This is a genomic window from Celeribacter sp., assembly GCF_048270365.1.
Lineage (GTDB): Bacteria > Pseudomonadota > Alphaproteobacteria > Rhodobacterales > Rhodobacteraceae > Celeribacter.
Map to the genome: position 1 here is coordinate 1 of NZ_JBLWTA010000010.1, position 17062 is coordinate 17062.

Below are 17062 nucleotides of genomic sequence, written 5' to 3' on the forward strand. Positions count from 1 at the left end.
TGTCTTCTTCATCGGAAGCTCCTCGTTCATCCTGCCGAGAAAATTCTACTTCCGCATCCCCCTAAGATCGGGGGGGGATTACCTCATGAGCAGGGGCGAAATGCATGTGCCGATCTTAAACAAGTCACAAACGGGACATGCGTGCGGCGTGCAGAAAACTTCCGGAAATCGATTTTAGCTTGGAACTGTGCGCACCTACAGTATTGCCGACTGCACTAAGGACGCGATCCTATCAGCTGTACAGTCCCCTACAAAATGTCATTCGTGCCTTGGCTTGTGAGGTTGGATGGCGATTGCTGGCCTCCAGGCTAGAGATATTCCGGTAGACGAGGCCCAACTGCAGTATGTTGTTACCGATGTTGAGCAGGAGGCACGCGAAACCGTGAAAGCGATGGGGTTGGATCTTGATGACGCACAGCACTATCTCATCAACAGTTTCACGAAGGCAAATGGATACGCGCCTGTCATGCTGCCGGCTGACCCAAAGTGGGAAACCCGCCGCGACAATGCGCGCGAACGTCGTGGCATACCTCTAAAAGGATAGTTGATGTCTCAGAACATGGACGGAAATCTTCGCAATGCTGCACTCGAACTTGCACAGAAAGCTCATGCGGGTCAGGTCGACAAGCTTGGAGTGCCCTATATAGAGCATGTACGTGCAGTTGCGACCGCTGTGGCGCATCTTGGGCTGAAATTCGAGATTGTTGGCCTGCTGCATGACAGTTTGGAAGACTGTGCAGATCGCAGCCTGGTGTCGATGGAAATTTTAACGGAGCGGTTTGGCCCGGAGATCGCAGACGCCGTAGCGGCGATGACGAAACAGCCGCTTGAGGATTACGAGACACAGTATCTTCCGCGTGTCATGAGCAATCCGATCGCCGCGAAAGTAAAGCACGCAGACGTGGCGCACAATCGAAGCCGTCTCCATCTCCTCGATAAAGCGACAAGGGATAGGCTCGAAGCGAAGTATAGCCGCAACATATGAGCGATCAGGAGGCCGAGGTCCGGCGGCTGAAGAAAGAGCTGGCCCGCCTTGCAGGCATTCCGGCGCAGATCGGCGACAAAAAGAAGCCTGCGGTTATGGCGGTAGGCCCTCTGTCATCGTGGATCGAGAGCGTGCCTTCCATTTTAAACCACAGGGCGAAGCTCGCGGCCTTCAGCGCGATTAGCCAGAACGCGGCGGTGACGTCGGGAATCTTGTTGAGCGAGGTGGTGTACCGTCCACCCGGGAGGCCGAAGCAGGCGTCGAGAGAGGTCATTCGGTCACCGGCGTGGCAGTCGTTGCAGGGGGCAGAAGGGCCAGCGCGGTGGCGAGGAGGAGCTGTTCATGGTGTGAACGTTACTCAGGATGTTGCGATGATGGACGTATGCCCGCCACAGATCGTGCATGCCTTGCCAAAAGGGTGTGAAATCGTAATGTTTCCCTGACCTTTTACAAAGCCGCAGGCGGCATGACCGTAGGGCATAGGATAGGCCATGACAGACACCGCACAGCCCCCCAGTCTCCTGCACCGCCTGAAGCCGCTTTTGCCTTGGATTGTGACCCTTGGCCTGTTCTCGGCGGGGGCGTGGTCGCTGCACCATCTGCTGGCCAGTGTCGATCTGAAACAAGTGATGTCCGTCGCGCGGGCCACGCCGTGGCATGTGCTGGCTCTCGCTGTTTTGGCCACGCTGGCCAGCTATGCGGCTCTGATCGGATATGACTGGTCGGCGCTGCGCTACATCGAGAAGGATCTGCCCAAGCCCGTGATCGCGCTCGGCAGTTTTCTCGGCTATGCCATGGGCAACACGATCGGTGCAGGTCCGATCACAGGCGGCGCGGTGCGGTATCGCATCTACTCCGCACTGGGTCTGACGGCGCAGGACATCGCGGCGATTGCCACCTTTGCCTCGGTCTCCTTTGGCTTCGGCGCGACGATCATCGGCTTTGGCGCGCTGGCCGTCCATCCCTATGCGCTGGGGCATCTATTGCCGCTGGCACCGGGGATGGTGCGGGGCTTGTCTGTGGTGGTGGTCATGCTCTCCGTTGGCCTGCTGTTCGTGATCGCCGTGCGCGGCTCTCAGATCACAGTGCGGGGCATCATCTTAAAGGCCCCTGCGCCGCGCCTCATGGCGGCACAGTTTCTCTTTACAGCCTTAGACCTGCTGTTGGCCGCCATGACGCTCTATCTGTTGCTGCCGCCCACGGATCTCGGGTTTGCCACCTTCCTCGCGGTCTATGCCGCAGCTGTGATGGCGGGGGTGATCAGCCACGTTCCGGGCGGTGTCGGGGTGCTTGAGACCGTGGTGGTCGCGGCGCTGCCCGCCTCGGTGCCTGTCGCCGATGTCGCCGCCGGCCTGCTGCTCTATCGCGTGATCTACTACCTTCTGCCCTTCGGTCTGTCGCTGGTGCTGATGGCGTTGACCGAGGCGCGGATGGCCTCCGGCAAGGTGATGCCTGTGCTGGCTCCGGTGACGCGCTCGGTCGGCGCGCTGGTGCCGTTGGCCATGTCGGTCATGATGTTGGCCTCGGGCGCGTTCCTGATGATGTCGACGCTGATCCCGCCGACCTCGGAACTGGCCGAACAGCTCGAATTCCTCACCCCACTGGCGGTGATCGAAGGTGGCGCATTGCTGTCCAGTATCCTCGGAGCGGCTATGCTGATCATCGCACACGGGCTCCTGCGCCGTGTGGCGGGGGCATGGTGGTTGGCGATGTTGGCACTGGCAGGGGGTATCGTCGCCAGTCTGGCCAACGGGCTCGACGTGGAACGCGCCGCGGTGCTCGGTGTCGCTCTGCTGATCCTCTGGCCGACGAAGGCCGAGTTCTTTCGTACCACGCGCCTGACACGTGAGGCGTTCAGCCCCCGTTGGGCGGTGGTGATCCTCGGCCTGATGGCGGCGCTGGCAGCCACGCTGTTTTTCGCCCACAAGGCGACGCCCTACGCCAATGAGCTTTGGTGGCAATTCGCCATCGACCAGAGTGCCCCCCGCGCGCTCAGGGCCGCGTTGGTCGGCATGTCGGTTCTGGGCCTGTCGCTTTTGGTCTTTGCCCTGCGTCCGGGGCAGATGTCGCACGAGTTGCCGACGCTGGACGAGATCGAAAAGGTCCGTGCCATTGTCATGTCTCAACCTGACCCCGAGGCCAATATTGCCCTGACGGGAGACAAATGCCTGATGTTCTCGGACAGTGGTCGCAGCGCCCTGATGTATCGCATCCGTGGGCGAAGCTGGATCGCGCTGCACGAACCTTTCGGTGATCCGTCTGAACTGTCCGCGCTGGCTTGGGCTTTTCAAGATGCGGCCTATGCGGCCAATGCCCGACCGGTGTTCTACTCGGTCGGAGCCGAGAGGATTCCGCTCTGGCTCGAGATGGGGCTTGCGCTGGTCAAGATGGGCGAGGAGGCCGTGGTGCCGCTCAGGGATTTCTCGCTGGAAGGCCCCGCCCGCAAGAAACTGCGCACGGCACACAATCGTGCTCTGCGCGACGGGCTGTCCTTCGAGGTCCTGACGCCGCCCTTCGCCGATGATTTCATGCCTGAACTCAAGGCGATCTCCGACGCGTGGCTGAAAACCAAAGCGGGGGAGGAAAAGGGCTTCTCCGTCGGGGCCTTCGACCCTGCCGTGTTGTCGCGCGCGCCGATCGCCGTGGTGCGCTTTGGCGGGCGGATCGTGGCCTTTGCCAACCTGTGGCTGACCGAGGCGCGGCAAAAGGCATCAATCGACCTGATGCGCCATATTGACGATGCGCCCTCTGGGCTGATGGAATTCCTGTTCACCGAGTTGCTGTTGCATTTCGCGGACCAAGACTACGCGGAATTCTCGTTGGGCAATGCCCCGCTCTCGGGCCTTGAAGCGCGGCGCGGCGCGGCGCTGTCGACCCGCCTCGGAGCGCTTGTCTATCGCCACGGGCGACAGTTCTACAACTTCGAGGGGCTGCGGGCCTTCAAGGACAAGTTCGCGCCGGACTGGCAACCGATCTACGTTGCGGTCTCGCCGCGTGCCAACATCCTCGCCGTGGCAACGGATGTGGTCGCTCTTGTCAGCCGCCCCCGAAACACAAACGCGACAAGCACCACGATCACGCCAATCGACCACTCTCCAGCCTGAAGCCATGCGCGGCATTCGGCAAGCCGAGGTCTGTCAGGGCGCAGAGCGCGTTATCCCGGTCACGCCCTGATCTTTGCTCCGTCACACACCTGTTTCCGCGCTATGCCTGTGCGTGAATCTCATCCGAGCAAGTGATCTGATGCCCACGTCTCAGCAATATTTGGGCGCGTCACGGCGCAATGTGTCAGAGGGGCGTTCGCCAAACATGGCACGATAGGCTTGGGAGAACCTTCCCCAATGATAATAGCCGAATTCCATACTCACATCCGACACTTTTGTATCGCGCGGGTCTGACATGCGGAGGCGACGATGCACTTCGCTCATGCGACGCCCTTTGAGCAAGTCGTCAAGCGACATCCCCGTCCGTTCCAAACAGCAGGCGCGCAAGAGCATCCGGTCCCGGTCCAACAGTTTTGACAAATGGCTGACGCTGAGCTTTTCGAAAGGAAGCGTGTCGCAAGCCGCCAGAATATCCGACATCAACCCGCGCGGGGATTTGCGCAGGCGGTGTCGCGTGGCGTCACGCGCCCATAGCGAAATGCGGTCGATCAACAGATCCGGCGCCAGATCCAGAACGGGTTGTTGCGCCAGACCCTGCCGCGCACTTTCGATCAGCGTCAACATCCAGTCCGCGAGGCCATGGCTGGCCTGCGGCGGAATGGGGTTTGACCCTCTGGCGATCTCTTCCGACAGGGCGGTGTCGGGCAGGGTGAGCATGATGTAATCCGCATGGCTGTCGGTGAAGATGTGATACTCTTCGTCTGCGACATGGATCATGCCGGTCCCCGCACCAATCGCATTGGCCTGTCCCGCCATGGAAAGCCGTTTTCCAAGCGAAAACCCGACGCAGATGGAGCCTTCGGGAACACGATAGAAGTTCTCCATCTTTTGGTTCACTGTCTCGCGGTAGAGCGAGATTTCATCCCACTCCAGTGCCGCGATATGCCCCTCGAATGCCCCGGGAGACAATTGCCGATAGAGCTGTTTCCAACCGTCGAGACCACGCTCTTGATCGACGAAACTGTCGTATTGCACCTCTCTCACGAGGGTCTTGGCCTGGAGGCATGTGTGCATAATAAGCGTCCGATATTGAATGTTTTTCTTCCTTCAAGACGCATCGGGAAGGGGCGCGTCAAGTTTGTCGGCGCCGAAAACGGCGAGATTCACGCGGCGCATATTTTATGAGCGAAATAGCCGGATCAAAGCGGATAGCGCGGGCTGATCACCAGCGCCTAAGCTGATCGCGAGACCATCACCAGGAGACAGATGATGAAATCTACAACCGCCGCTTTCGTGGCGCTTGTTGCGTTGACCGGACCGGCTTTCGCACAAGACGCTATTGAACCCGAAACCCTCACCGTCAAGGAAACGATCGACGAAGGCCCGAATCTGTTCGTGCTTTCTCAGGAGTGGAAAGGCCCGTCCTCGATCAACGTGTTGGGCGCCGAAGACTTTGCGATGAAGGGCAACATGGGCCCGGGCACCACCGCACAGATGGTGCTCTCTGCCGATGGCAAGACGATGTACACCACCTCGGTCTATTTCGAACGCTACACCTATGGTCCGATCACCAACGTCTTCCACACTTGGGACGTTGACACGCTCAAGATCAAAAGCGAATTTGAGTTCGGCGATAAAATGGCCCATGTGGAAAGCCAGCCGGCGCTGCTCGCGCTATCCTCCGATGAGGCCTATGCGCTTGCTCAGAATGCGACACCCGCGACCTCCGTGTCGGTGATCGACATCGCCGCCGGAAGCGCGTTGGCCGAAATTCCGACGCCGGGCTGCTGGGGCATCTTCCCCTCGACCACTGGCATGAAGTTCACCACGATCTGCGGTGACGGCACCTTCCAGACTTATTCCTATGCCGCCGATGGCACCTTTGGCGATCCGGGCAAGTCGGAGAAGATCTTTGACGTCGATGACGACGCGCTTTTCACCAATGGCGTGCGCGTGGGGGAGACCCTCGTTTACGTGTCCTATAACGGCAATCTCTATGTCGTCGATGACAGCGGCGAGGTGCCGGTCCTGTCCGAGACCATCGCCCTCACCGAAGGCGTTCTGGGCAAATGGGCGCCCTCCGGCTCCGAGCTGATCGCCTATAACGCGCCGACCAACACCGCTTTCGTGCTGATGCACTCCGGGTCCTATGACGGGTCGCACAAAAACGGCGCCGAGCAAATCTGGGCCGTGGATATGGACAGCAAAACCGTTGTCGGACGCGCCGCCGCGCATCACGAAAACGGGCTGATCGTGACCCAGACCGAAGAGCCGATGCTCTATGGCGCCAATGAGGAAGGCGAGGTTTATCTCTACTCCGTCGAGATGGGCGACGAGGTTTTCCTTGAGGTGGCCGAAGAGTTCAACATCGCCGGCTGGCCGACCGTCATGGAGCTGGATCGCTGATGGGAGACCTGTCGCACCTCACCTCTGCAACCCTGACGAGCTTTCTCGTGCTCGTCCTGGCGCGCGCGGCCTGGCACAAGTGGCAGGCCTATTATGAAACGGTGGGATTTGCGCAGGGCTATGGGCTTGTGCCGCGTCATATGGTGCCCTTGATCGTGCGCGGATTGACGGGGGCCGAGGCCCTCACCGTTCTCGCACTCCTGCTCCCCTTCACCCGCCCCTTCGGCGGGCTGATGGCGGCAGGTTTGTTCCTGGGTTACGGCGCTTTGATGGCGGCGGCTTTGCTTCGCGGGCAGACGGAGATCGACTGTGGCTGCGGTGGCACGCCGCAGATCGTCTCTGGCCTCACGCTTGGGCGCAATGCCGTTTTGACCGCCATGGCTCTGGCTGTCGCGATGATCACCACTGGGCCGGTCGGTCCCGCGGGGGCGATCATGGCGATCACCGCCGGGATCACGCTTTTTGCCATCTACGGCGTGGCGGAAAAACTCGCCTCCCATCTCCCCCACATCCGGCAGGCCGGATGAGAGAGGATAGAACACTATGAATATACTTATCTTTTCCAACATCGCCCTGTGGGTTGTCGTGCTGGTGCAGATCGCGATCATCTTTGCGCTCGCCCGCCAGATCGGCATCCTGTTCGAACGGGTCTCGCCGGTCGGCGCGATGATTTCGGACAGTGGACCGGACATCGGCGAAACCGTGCCGCAGATGACTCTGCCCAATCTCAATGGGTCGGAATTTGCACTGGGCGGACCGGAAGGGCGGGCGCAGCTTGTGTTCTTCCTCTCCACCACATGTCCGATCTGCAAGGCGCTTTTGCCCGCGATCAAATCGATCCGGGACGATGAACAGGGCTGGCTCGATGTCGCGCTGGCCTCTGACGGGCGCGAAGCGGCGCATCGTCGGCTCATCGAGGCGGAGCATTTGCAAAGCTTCCCCTATGCGCTGTCCTCCGACCTCGGCATGACCTTCAAGGTCGCAAAACTGCCCTTTGCCGTGCTCATCGGGCCGGACGGCAAGGTGCGCGCCAAGGGTCTCGTCAACTCCCGTGAACAGCTCGAAAGCCTGTTTACCGCCTCCGAGACCGGCATCCCCTCTTACCAGGCTGCGGTCGCCCACCAGATGGGCGCCACTCAATTTTCCTCCGAAAGGATCTGATTATGACCAGACTGATCGACAAACTTCTCAAGACCCTCGACAAAAGCGTCGAAACCGGTGCCCGCACCGCCGCGCGCAACCTTGGCCGCCGCAGCTTTATGGCGAAAGCCGGGGCTTCGGTTCTGGGCGCCGCCGTGGCGACCCCGATCCTGCCCTTCGACCGTCGTGCCAACGCCTCTGAACTGCCGGAGGACGAATGCTCCTACTGGCGTCACTGTGCCCTCGACGGCAACCTTTGCTCCACCTCCGGCGGCTCTCTGACGCAATGTCCTCCGGGCTCGTCCGCCTCTTCCGTCTCTTGGGTCGGCACCTGTTCGAACCCCGATGACGGCAAGGACTACCTCGTGGCCTACAATGACTGTTGCGGCAAACCGTCGGTGGATTCTGCAACCTTCTGCTACACCTCCGAAGGCGAGCGTCCGGGCTATCGCATGGGGCTCTACAACGACATCAACTGGTGCATGGCGAACACCGACAAAGGCTACCACTGCACGGTTTCCGTGGTTGTGGGCTTGGCGGAGTAATCTGACGTGCGCCTTTTGACGACACTCACGGGGGCTGTGGCGATTGCCACGGCCCTCCTCGCCCTCCCGGTCTCTGCCGAGACGCCGGAGGAGTTGTTCGATATTCACTGCGCCGCCTGCCACAACACGGGCGGCATCGGCAATCCGGGCCTCGCCCCGCCGTTGAACCGCCCCGCCTTTTGGCAAGCCCTTGGCGACACCGCGCCCGAGTATCTCGCTGGCGTGGTGGTCTCGGGGATGGCGGGCAAACTGGAGGTGCAGGGCCAGATGTACATCGGCCTGATCATGCCGCCCGTGGCCAGCACCACCGACGAAGAACTGGTCGAGATCGGCACTTGGGTGCTGCAAACGCTCGGTGAGACCGATGGCGTCATGACGCAGGCCCTTCTCGATGCCACGCGGGAGGCGCGTCCCTCTCATGCCGATCTGCGGGCGATGCGCCCGGCTGTCGATTAAGCCCTTGGACGGAAAGGAATGAGCATGCCTCTTTTGAAATCTCTGAGCGTTGTGGTGGCACTTCTGCCCGCCGCGCTGGCGGCAGCCGATCAACCCACGCGCAGCCCGCACACGAATTACATCCTGCGCTGTGCGGGCTGTCACGGGTTCGAAGGCTTGGGCACGACAGAGGGGGACATCCCGGCCTTTCCCGACAGTGTCGGCTATATTGCGGGCACCGACTTGGGCCGCACCTATATGATGCATGTGCCCGGCGTGGTCGGTTCATCGCTCAATGATCGCGAGATCGCCGAAGTGATGAACTATGTGCTCGATGTTTGGGGCGAAACGGAGACCGGTGCCCCTGCGATCGCGTTCACCGAAGACGAAGTCACCCGCCGCCGCGCCGAGCCGGTGCCTGACGTGGTGGCCTATCGTCGCCTCGTGGTGGAGGAGCTTTCCGCCATGGGGGTGACCGTCGCGGACTATCCATGGCCATAAGCTGTGTGGCTGACCATCATGCAGCTGGCATGCAGCTGGGTCAGAAAGGCTTGCTGTTCATGTCGGGAGTGCATGACGTGGCGGATCAATTTTTTATGGATCTATCTGTCGAGTGAGGCAAAGGGTGGCGAGAAGCCACGCCAAACTCAGAAGCTCCCGCCAAATGTGCGATCCATTAAGGTGATGGCTCTGTCGGGCTATGCGCATCAGACGGCGGCGTCCAACACAGAAGGTTTTGATCCGCGGCCTCACATGCGATGTCTCCTGACTCGTGGCCTTCGTGTCGCGCAGGGGGTTAAATTTCCGCCAGCAGTTGCTCGTAGAACAGCGTGGCCGCCGGGGTGAGTTCTCGGGACCGGTCGCGAATGATGAAATAGGGCGAGACGGACATCGGCACCGCGACGTTGATCACCCGCAGCTTGGCGCCCAGTCCCTCGCTGGTCATCAACCCCGTGACCTCTTCGGACAGCGGCGCGATCATGTCCGTGCCTTTGAGCAGAGCCAGGGCGATGAGAAGGGACGAGGAGTTCACCACCCGCTCAGGGGGCGGCAGCCCTGCGGCGTAGAAACTGGTCTCCACGGCTTCCCGGATGGGCGAGCCGCGTTCCTGCATGATCCACGGGTAGTGCGATAGCTCCTCTAGCGTCACATTTGAGTGCGACAACAGCGGGTGCACCTCGTTGACCAAGAGCCGCACTTGTTCATTGCGGGCAGGGTGCACATGCAGATCGCGGCTATCATGGGTCGGCGGGACGCGGGCCATAACAAAATCGAACTTGCCCTCGTCCAACCCGCGCACCAAATCGACCGAGGGGGCCACGTCGATGGTGACGGAAATATTCGGCGCGCGTTCGCGCAGGATTTCCATCGCGGGGATGAGAACGCCAATCGCAGGCCCGGTTACCGAGCCGACCCGCACCTCACCCGCCATGCCTGTGGCCAGGGCGATGATTTCCTTTTCAAGGGAGTCGAGCCCCGCCAGCACGATTCTCGCATGTTTGATGAAAACTTCGCCAGAGGGCGTCGGTTCCATCCCTTTGGGCGTGCGTTTGAAAAGCGTTGTGCCGCAGCGTTCCTCAATATCTTTGAGCATGCGCGAAGCGGCAGGTTGGGTCATGTTGAGCAGGTGTGCGGCGACTTGTAGTTGACCAACTTCCTGAATCTTCAACAAAAACTCTAGATGTATAGGCTTGAATGTCCGAACGAACTGCATCTCATATTCTTTCGGTATAACATTTTTGGTATGTATGTAGTCGATAAGCTCATTTTACAGTGATGTAAACTTTCTTTTAGGTCTGGGGCTGACCTGTGGAGACGGGTCGTATTGAAAATGTCGGGACCAAAGCGCGGGAGAACGGAGCGCTCGGACCCAACGGGAGGACAACATGAAGATCAAAACCATGCTGACCGCGGCGACCGCGGCCATTTCTTTCGCGTCCGCGGCTTATGCTGACGGCCTTGTCGGCATCGCCATGCCGACCAAATCTTCGGCGCGCTGGATTGCCGACGGGGACAACATGGTCAAGGAGCTCGAAGCCGCTGGCTACACGACCGACCTGCAATACGCAGAGGACGATATCCCCAACCAGCTCGCTCAGATCGAGAACATGATCACCAAAGGCGTCGACGCGCTTGTGATCGCGGCCATCGACGGCACCACGCTGTCGAACGCGCTCGAGAACGCCTCTGCTGCGGGCGTCAAGGTCATCGCCTATGACCGCCTGATCCGCGACAGCGGCGACGTCGATTACTACGCCACCTTCGACAACTTCAAAGTCGGTGTGCAACAGGCGACCTCGATGGTCGAAGGCCTGAAGGCCCGCTTTGGCGATGGCCCTTACAATGTCGAGCTGTTCGGCGGCTCGCCGGACGACAACAACGCTTATTTCTTCTACGACGGTGCGATGAGCGTGCTTCAGCCGCTGATCGACGATGGCACCATCGTGGTTCAGTCCGGCCAGATGGGCATGGACAAGGTCGGCACGCTGCGTTGGGACGGCGCCGTGGCGCAGGCGCGTATGGATAACATCCTGTCCGCCAACTATACCGACAAAGAGGTGCACGGCGTGCTGGCCCCCTACGATGGTCTGTCCATCGGCATCCTCTCCTCGCTCAAGGGCGTGGGCTATGGCTCTGGCGATCTGAAAATGCCGATCGTGACGGGTCAGGATGCGGAATTGCAATCCATCAAGTCGATCCTCGCAGGCGAGCAATATTCGACCATCTTCAAAGACACCCGCGAGCTGGCAAAAGTCACCGTGGGCATGGTCGATGCGGTTCTCGGCGGCTCCGAGCCGGAAATCAACGACACCGAGACCTATGACAACGGTGTCAAGGTCGTGCCCTCCTACCTGCTGGAACCCGTCGCCGTCGACGCCTCCAACTGGGAAGAGATCCTGATCGGCTCCGGGTACTACACCGAAGACCAGGTCAAGTAAGCCATCCTCCCTCGACCCGTCCGCACATCCTCATGCGGGCGGGTCTATTAAAGGACAAGAGATCAGCATGACCGCGCTTCTTGAAATGCGTTCCATCACCAAAGAGTTCCCCGGCGTGAAAGCACTCGACAAGGTGAGCCTGACGGTCGCGGAGGGAGAAATCCACGCGATCTGTGGTGAAAACGGCGCAGGCAAATCCACCCTGATGAAAGTGCTCTCCGGCGTTTACCCGGCTGGCACCTACGACGGGGAAATCCATTACGACGGCGCCCTCGCCGAGTTCCGCGGCATCCGCGACAGCGAGGACCGTGGCATCATCATCATTCACCAGGAGCTTGCGCTCGTCCCACAGCTTTCGATTGCCGAAAACATCTTTTTGGGCAACGAAACCGCGACAGGCGGCGTGATCAACTGGCACGAGGCCAACCGCCGCACCGAAGAGTTGCTGCGCAAAGTCGGCCTCAAGGAAAGCCCGACCACCCTGATCGACAGCCTCGGCGTCGGCAAACAGCAGCTGGTGGAAATCGCCAAGGCGCTCTCAAAAGACGTGCGCCTGCTGATCCTCGACGAACCGACCGCCGCGCTTCAGGAAAACGACTCGCAAAAGCTTCTGGACCTGATGCTTGAGCTGAAATCGCAGGGCGTGACCTCGATCATCATCTCGCACAAGCTGGGCGAGGTGCGCTATGTCTCCGATACGGTCACTGTGATCCGCGATGGCATGTCGGTCTCGACGCTCGACGCCAAGGCCGGTCTTTCCGAAGACGACATCGTGCGCGACATGGTGGGGCGCGATATGTCCGACCGCTATCCCGAACGGGAACGCAAAGCGGGCGAGATGTTGCTCGAGATCGAGAATTGGAACGCCTGGCATCCCGAACACGCCGAGCGCCAGATCATCAAGAACATTTCCATGAACGTGCGCGCGGGCGAGGTTGTCGGCATCGCGGGTCTCATGGGCTCCGGGCGCACCGAACTGGCCATGTCCGTGTTCGGCAAAAGCTATGGCCGCAATATTGACGGCACGGTGAAACTGCATGGCACGCCGGTCGATGTGTCCAATGTGCCGCGCGCCATCGACGCGGGGCTGGCCTATGTGACCGAGGATCGCAAACATCTCGGCCTCGTGCTTGATGAAACCATCCGGTTCAACACCACGCTCGCCAAACTCGACAATGTGTCGCGCAACGGGGTGCTCGACAGCCACGCCGAAACGCAGGTCGCGGAGAAATACCGCGAGGCGCTGCGCACCCGCACGCCTTCGGTGTTCCAGAAAGTCGGCAACCTGTCGGGCGGCAACCAGCAAAAGGTCGTGTTGGCCAAATGGCTCAACACCGCGCCCGAGGTTCTGATCCTCGACGAGCCGACCCGTGGCATCGACGTCGGCGCGAAATACGAAATCTACGCGATCATCAACGAGCTGTCCGCCGAGGGCAAAGGGGTCGTTATGATCTCGTCGGAAATGCCCGAACTGCTCGGCATGTGTGACCGCATTTATGTGATGAACGAAGGCGCATTCGTGGGCGAATTGTCCGCCGAAGAAGCCAGCCAGGAGCGCATCATGTCGCTCATCGTCAACGAATAAGGGACATCAAAATGACGAATTCTCAGAAAGGCATCAAAGCCCATCTGGCCGGCCATATGCGTGACTACGGCCTGCTTTTCGCGCTGATCGCGATCATGACCTTTTTCCAGATCGTGACAGGCGGCACGCTGATGCGCCCCGTCAACATCACCAACCTGTTCCTTCAAAACTCCTACATCATCATCATGGCGCTCGGCATGCTGGTGGTCATCGTCGCGGGCCATATCGACCTCTCCGTTGGCTCCGTGATGGGCTTTGTCGGTGCGCTTGCTGCCGTGCTTATCGTTGAAATGGACATGCCGGTCGCCGTGACCATGCCGATCTGTCTCGTGGTCGGCGGTCTGATCGGCGCGGCGCAGGGGTATTTCGTTGCCTTTTGGCGCATCCCGTCCTTTATCGTGACGCTTGCGGGGATGCTCGTCTTTCGTGGCTTGTCGCTCTGGCTCCTCGAAGGTCAGTCTGTCGGCCCGTTCCCTCGCGAATTCCAAATTCTCTCCACGGGCTTCGTCGGCGACATTTTCCCCGCCGCTTGGGGCACAGGCCTCGCCCAGCTGTTCGGCGCGCGCAACTTTAACGTGCTCTCCTTTGCCCTCGGCCTGCTCGGCGCCGCCGCCGTGATCCAAATGGGTCTCAAGACCCGCGCCCGCAACGCGCAATATGGCATCGTGGATGAACCCGCTGGCCTCTTCTGGGGACGCATCGCGATCATCTCTGCCGCCTTCGTGTTCCTGATGTTCAAACTTTCCACCTTCCGTGGCCTGCCCAACGTCGTCGTCACCATGGGTGTGCTGATCATGGTCTATGCGTTCATCACCTCGCGCACCGTCATCGGTCGTCGCATCTATGCGCTGGGCGGCAATGAAAAGGCGGCCAAGCTGTCGGGGATCAAGACCGAACGCCTCACCTTCCTCGCCTTCGTCAACATGGGCGTTCTCGCGGCGCTGGCTGGCATGATCTTTGCCGCACGCCTCAACACTGCGACGCCGAAAGCGGGCTTTGCGCTTGAACTTGACGTCATCGCGGCTGTGTTCATCGGCGGGGCCTCCATGTCGGGCGGTTCGGGCAAGATCATCGGGGCCGTGGTGGGGGCCTTTATCATGGGCGTGATGAACAACGGCATGTCCATCATGGGCATCGGCATTGATTACCAACAGGTCATCAAAGGTCTGGTGCTGCTCGCGGCCGTTTTCTTCGACGTCTACAACAAGAACAAACAGGCCTGAGCCTGTCATTGAAAGGATACTCCAATGGCATTCAAACCGGCAAAATGGCCCCGCAAGCTGCGGTCTCAGGAATGGTATGGCGGCAATTCCCGCGACACCATCTACCATCGCGGCTGGTTGAAGAACCAGGGCTACCCGCACGACCTCTTTGACGGGCGCCCGATCATCGGCATTCTGAACACCTTCTCCGAGCTGTCGCCCTGCAACGGCGTGCATATGAAAGAGCTGGCCGAGAAGATCAAAGCGGGCATCTGGGAAGCCGGTGGCTTTCCGGTCGAAGTACCGGTGTTTTCCGCCTCAGAGAACACGTTTCGCCCCTCCGCGATGATGTTCCGCAACCTTGCGGCGCTGTCCATCGAGGAAACCATTCGCGGCCAGCCGATGGACGGCGCGGTTCTGATGGTCGGCTGTGACAAGACCACGCCGTCTCTGATGATGGCGGCGGCATCTTGTGACATCCCTTCGATCGTCGTCACTGGCGGGCCGATGCTCAACGGCTATTACAAAGGCGAGCGCGTCGGCTCCGGCACGCATCTTTGGAAATTCTCCGAGGCCGTGAAGGCGGGCGAGATGACGCAGGAAGAGTTCCTCGACGCCGAGGCCTCGATGTCGCGCTCCACGGGCACCTGCAACACGATGGGCACGGCCTCGACCATGGCGTCGATGGCGGAATCCCTCGGCATGGCCCTGTCCGGCAACGCCGCGATCCCCGCCGTCGACAGCCGCCGCCGAGTCATCGCGCAAATGTCAGGTCGTCGTATCGTTGAGATGGTCAAAGACGATCTGAAACCCTCGGACATCATGACCAAAGAGGCCTTCGAGAACGCGATCCGCACCAATGCGGCCATCGGCGGCTCCACCAACGCCGTGATCCACCTTTTGGCCATGGCGGGGCGTGTGGGCATTGATCTGACGCTCGAAGATTGGGACCGTTGCGGGCGCGAGGTGCCGACCATCGTCAACCTCATGCCCTCGGGCAAGTATCTGATGGAAGAGTTCTTTTACGCGGGCGGTCTGCCGGTGGTGCTCAAACGTCTGGGCGAAGGCGGGCTGTTGCACAAGGGCGCACTCACAGTCTCCGGGTCTACGATCTGGGACGAGGTCAAGGACGCGCAGAACCACAACGAAGACGTGATCCTGCCCACCGATCAGGCGCTCACGCAGTCGGGCGGTATCGTGGTGGTCAAAGGCAACCTTGCCCCGAAAGGCGCGGTGCTCAAACCCTCCGCCGCCACGCCCGCCCTGTTGCAACACCGGGGTCGCGCGGTCGTGTTCGAGGACATCGACGACTATAAGGCCAAGATCAACGATCCGGATCTCGACATCGACGAGACCTGCATCATGGTCATGAAAAACTGTGGCCCCAAAGGCTATCCGGGCATGGCCGAGGTCGGCAACATGGGGCTTCCGCCGAAAGTGCTTCAGAAAGGCATCACCGATATGGTGCGCATTTCCGACGCGCGGATGTCGGGGACGGCTTACGGCACTGTGGTTCTGCACACTTCGCCCGAAGCCGCCGCCGGTGGCCCCTTGGCCGTGGTGCAGAACGGCGATTTCATTGAGTTGGACGTGGCGAACCGTCGCCTTCATCTCGATATTTCCGACGAAGACCTCGCCGCGCGTCTGGCCGAGTGGCAACCGCTCGGGGGCGCGCCCGAAAGCGGCTACGCCTGGCTGCACCAACAGCATGTCGAGGGGGCCGATACAGGCGCCGACCTCGACTTTCTCAAGGGCTGCCGCGGCAATGACGTAGGAAAGGACAGCCATTGATGGATATTGCACTCATCGGGATCGGCAAGATCGCGGTGGACCAACACGTCCCTGCGATCGCGGCCTCCACCGACTTTACCCTGTCGGCCACGGTGTCGCGGCATGGCAAGGTCGAGGGCGTCGAGCACTTTGACGACATCGATGCGCTGCTTGCGGCGCGCGATGACATCCGTGTCGTGTCCCTCTGCCTGCCGCCCGTGCCGCGTTTTGAGGTCGCCGCCAAAGCCCTTCGTGCGGGGCGTCACGTGATGCTGGAGAAACCTCCGGGCGCCACGCTTGCGGAGTGCTACGCGCTGGAACGGTTGGCGCGCGAAAATGGCGTCTCGCTCTTTGCCACATGGCATTCGCGCGAGGCGGATAAGGTCGCCGTCGCCAAAGCCTGGCTCGCGGACAAACACCTCACCTCTCTCAAGGTGACGTGGAAAGAGGACGTGCGCCGGTGGCACCCCGGTCAGGCGTGGATTTGGGAACCGGGCGGCATGGGCGTCTTTGATCCGGGCATCAATGCACTCTCGATTGTCACGGAAATCCTTCCGCATGACATCCACCTCACAGACGCGCATCTCCTGGTGCCCGAAAACTGCCAGACGCCGATTGCGGCGGAGCTGACTTTCGCGCATCCCGAAGGCGCCTCTGTCACCGCCGACTTCGACTTCCGTCAGGAGGGCGAGCAAATCTGGTCCATCGAAGCGGTCACCGCCGCAGGCACGCTCACGCTCATTGATGGCGGCGCCCGCATCCGGATCGACGGCGTCGACGAGGCGCTCGACGACCACAACCCGTTGGCGGGCGAATACCCGCGGCTTTACGCGAAAATGGCCCATCTTCTGACGCGCGGTGCCGTGGATATGGACCTGCGCCCGATGATCCATGTTTGCGACGCCCTCTCTCTCGGTCGGCGCACGACTGTAGAGCCTTTCATCGAATAAT

General features: G+C 60.6%; 17 protein-coding genes. 14 read left to right on the forward strand and 3 right to left on the reverse strand.

Annotated features, from left to right (window positions below):
• Positions 1–286 precede the first annotated feature (286 nt).
• Both ACN0X0_RS14190 and ACN0X0_RS14195 read left to right on the forward strand, forming a co-directional pair.
• On the forward strand, positions 287–544 hold the full coding sequence (locus ACN0X0_RS14190) for a hypothetical protein (protein ID WP_417279679.1): 258 nt from the start codon (positions 287–289) through the stop codon (positions 542–544).
• Positions 545–547: 3 nt separating this feature from the next.
• Positions 548–985: an HD domain-containing protein gene (locus ACN0X0_RS14195; RefSeq protein WP_417279680.1), complete on the forward strand. Its 438-nt coding sequence runs from the start codon at positions 548–550 to the stop codon at positions 983–985.
• 4 nt (positions 986–989) lie between these two features.
• On the opposite strand, the gene ACN0X0_RS14200 is transcribed toward ACN0X0_RS14195, so the two are convergent.
• Positions 990–1259 (reverse strand): hypothetical protein, encoded by a 270-nt coding sequence (locus tag ACN0X0_RS14200; protein WP_417279681.1) that lies wholly within the window; start codon positions 1257–1259, stop codon positions 990–992.
• A 217-nt stretch (positions 1260–1476) separates the two neighbouring features.
• On the opposite strand from ACN0X0_RS14200, the gene mprF reads away from it, so the two are divergent.
• Complete coding sequence (mprF, locus tag ACN0X0_RS14205) at positions 1477–4089, forward strand: bifunctional lysylphosphatidylglycerol flippase/synthetase MprF (RefSeq protein ID WP_417279682.1); 2613 nt, start codon at positions 1477–1479, stop codon at positions 4087–4089.
• A gap of 150 nt (positions 4090–4239) precedes the next feature.
• Here the strand turns inward: mprF and ACN0X0_RS14210 are convergent, their stop codons facing one another.
• Complete coding sequence (locus ACN0X0_RS14210; protein ID WP_417279683.1) at positions 4240–5163, reverse strand: helix-turn-helix domain-containing protein; 924 nt, start codon at positions 5161–5163, stop codon at positions 4240–4242.
• Between the two features lie 195 nt (positions 5164–5358).
• Between ACN0X0_RS14210 and ACN0X0_RS14215 the strand changes: the two genes are divergently transcribed.
• The 6 genes from ACN0X0_RS14215 to ACN0X0_RS14240 are packed head-to-tail and all read left to right on the forward strand — an operon-like array spanning position 5359 to position 9116.
• Entirely contained in the window at positions 5359–6495 is a 1137-nt protein-coding gene (locus tag ACN0X0_RS14215) for an amine dehydrogenase large subunit (protein WP_417279684.1), read from the forward strand.
• Positions 6495–7022, forward strand: coding sequence for a MauE/DoxX family redox-associated membrane protein (locus ACN0X0_RS14220; RefSeq protein ID WP_417279685.1), 528 nt, complete (start codon positions 6495–6497; stop codon positions 7020–7022). Before ACN0X0_RS14215 ends, ACN0X0_RS14220 begins: the two co-directional genes overlap by 1 nt.
• A gap of 16 nt (positions 7023–7038) precedes the next feature.
• On the forward strand, positions 7039–7656 hold the full coding sequence (locus tag ACN0X0_RS14225; protein WP_226554408.1) for a redoxin family protein: 618 nt from the start codon (positions 7039–7041) through the stop codon (positions 7654–7656).
• A 2-nt stretch (positions 7657–7658) separates the two neighbouring features.
• Positions 7659–8180, forward strand: coding sequence for a methylamine dehydrogenase light chain (locus ACN0X0_RS14230; RefSeq protein ID WP_219783938.1), 522 nt, complete (start codon positions 7659–7661; stop codon positions 8178–8180).
• A gap of 6 nt (positions 8181–8186) precedes the next feature.
• Positions 8187–8636: a c-type cytochrome gene (locus ACN0X0_RS14235; RefSeq protein WP_417263751.1), complete on the forward strand. Its 450-nt coding sequence runs from the start codon at positions 8187–8189 to the stop codon at positions 8634–8636.
• Between the two features lie 24 nt (positions 8637–8660).
• Entirely contained in the window at positions 8661–9116 is a 456-nt protein-coding gene (locus ACN0X0_RS14240; protein ID WP_417279686.1) for a c-type cytochrome, read from the forward strand.
• A gap of 295 nt (positions 9117–9411) precedes the next feature.
• Here the strand turns inward: ACN0X0_RS14240 and ACN0X0_RS14245 are convergent, their stop codons facing one another.
• Positions 9412–10329: a LysR family transcriptional regulator gene (locus ACN0X0_RS14245; RefSeq protein WP_417279687.1), complete on the reverse strand. Its 918-nt coding sequence runs from the start codon at positions 10327–10329 to the stop codon at positions 9412–9414.
• A gap of 172 nt (positions 10330–10501) precedes the next feature.
• On the opposite strand from ACN0X0_RS14245, the gene chvE reads away from it, so the two are divergent.
• The 5 genes from chvE to ACN0X0_RS14270 all read left to right on the forward strand — a co-directional run bounded on the left by chvE (position 10502) and on the right by ACN0X0_RS14270 (position 17061).
• A complete protein-coding gene (gene chvE, locus ACN0X0_RS14250; protein WP_417279688.1) occupies positions 10502–11554 on the forward strand; it encodes a multiple monosaccharide ABC transporter substrate-binding protein in 1053 nt (350 codons plus the stop codon).
• A gap of 67 nt (positions 11555–11621) precedes the next feature.
• Entirely contained in the window at positions 11622–13139 is a 1518-nt protein-coding gene (mmsA, locus tag ACN0X0_RS14255; RefSeq protein ID WP_417279689.1) for a multiple monosaccharide ABC transporter ATP-binding protein, read from the forward strand.
• A gap of 11 nt (positions 13140–13150) precedes the next feature.
• Positions 13151–14362 (forward strand): multiple monosaccharide ABC transporter permease, encoded by a 1212-nt coding sequence (gene mmsB, locus ACN0X0_RS14260; protein ID WP_417279690.1) that lies wholly within the window; start codon positions 13151–13153, stop codon positions 14360–14362.
• A 24-nt stretch (positions 14363–14386) separates the two neighbouring features.
• On the forward strand, positions 14387–16132 hold the full coding sequence (araD, locus tag ACN0X0_RS14265) for an L-arabinonate dehydratase (RefSeq protein ID WP_417279691.1): 1746 nt from the start codon (positions 14387–14389) through the stop codon (positions 16130–16132).
• Entirely contained in the window at positions 16132–17061 is a 930-nt protein-coding gene (locus ACN0X0_RS14270) for a Gfo/Idh/MocA family protein (protein ID WP_417279692.1), read from the forward strand. Before araD ends, ACN0X0_RS14270 begins: the two co-directional genes overlap by 1 nt.
• Position 17062: the final 1 nt, after the last annotated feature.

Bases quoted from the DNA above. Each gene is read 5' to 3' on its own strand.
- ACN0X0_RS14190 (WP_417279679.1), top strand. From the start codon at position 287: ATGGCGATTGCTGGCCTCCAGGCTAGAGATATTCCGGTAGACGAGGCC.
- ACN0X0_RS14195 (WP_417279680.1), top strand. From the start codon at position 548: ATGTCTCAGAACATGGACGGAAATCTTCGCAATGCTGCACTCGAACTT.
- ACN0X0_RS14200 (WP_417279681.1), bottom strand. From the start codon at position 1,259: ATGACCTCTCTCGACGCCTGCTTCGGCCTCCCGGGTGGACGGTACACC.
- mprF (WP_417279682.1), top strand. From the start codon at position 1,477: ATGACAGACACCGCACAGCCCCCCAGTCTCCTGCACCGCCTGAAGCCG.
- ACN0X0_RS14210 (WP_417279683.1), bottom strand. From the start codon at position 5,163: ATGCACACATGCCTCCAGGCCAAGACCCTCGTGAGAGAGGTGCAATAC.
- ACN0X0_RS14215 (WP_417279684.1), top strand. From the start codon at position 5,359: ATGAAATCTACAACCGCCGCTTTCGTGGCGCTTGTTGCGTTGACCGGA.
- ACN0X0_RS14220 (WP_417279685.1), top strand. From the start codon at position 6,495: ATGGGAGACCTGTCGCACCTCACCTCTGCAACCCTGACGAGCTTTCTC.
- ACN0X0_RS14225 (WP_226554408.1), top strand. From the start codon at position 7,039: ATGAATATACTTATCTTTTCCAACATCGCCCTGTGGGTTGTCGTGCTG.
- ACN0X0_RS14230 (WP_219783938.1), top strand. From the start codon at position 7,659: ATGACCAGACTGATCGACAAACTTCTCAAGACCCTCGACAAAAGCGTC.
- ACN0X0_RS14240 (WP_417279686.1), top strand. From the start codon at position 8,661: ATGCCTCTTTTGAAATCTCTGAGCGTTGTGGTGGCACTTCTGCCCGCC.
- ACN0X0_RS14245 (WP_417279687.1), bottom strand. From the start codon at position 10,329: ATGCAGTTCGTTCGGACATTCAAGCCTATACATCTAGAGTTTTTGTTG.
- chvE (WP_417279688.1), top strand. From the start codon at position 10,502: ATGAAGATCAAAACCATGCTGACCGCGGCGACCGCGGCCATTTCTTTC.
- mmsA (WP_417279689.1), top strand. From the start codon at position 11,622: ATGACCGCGCTTCTTGAAATGCGTTCCATCACCAAAGAGTTCCCCGGC.
- mmsB (WP_417279690.1), top strand. From the start codon at position 13,151: ATGACGAATTCTCAGAAAGGCATCAAAGCCCATCTGGCCGGCCATATG.
- araD (WP_417279691.1), top strand. From the start codon at position 14,387: ATGGCATTCAAACCGGCAAAATGGCCCCGCAAGCTGCGGTCTCAGGAA.
- ACN0X0_RS14270 (WP_417279692.1), top strand. From the start codon at position 16,132: ATGGATATTGCACTCATCGGGATCGGCAAGATCGCGGTGGACCAACAC.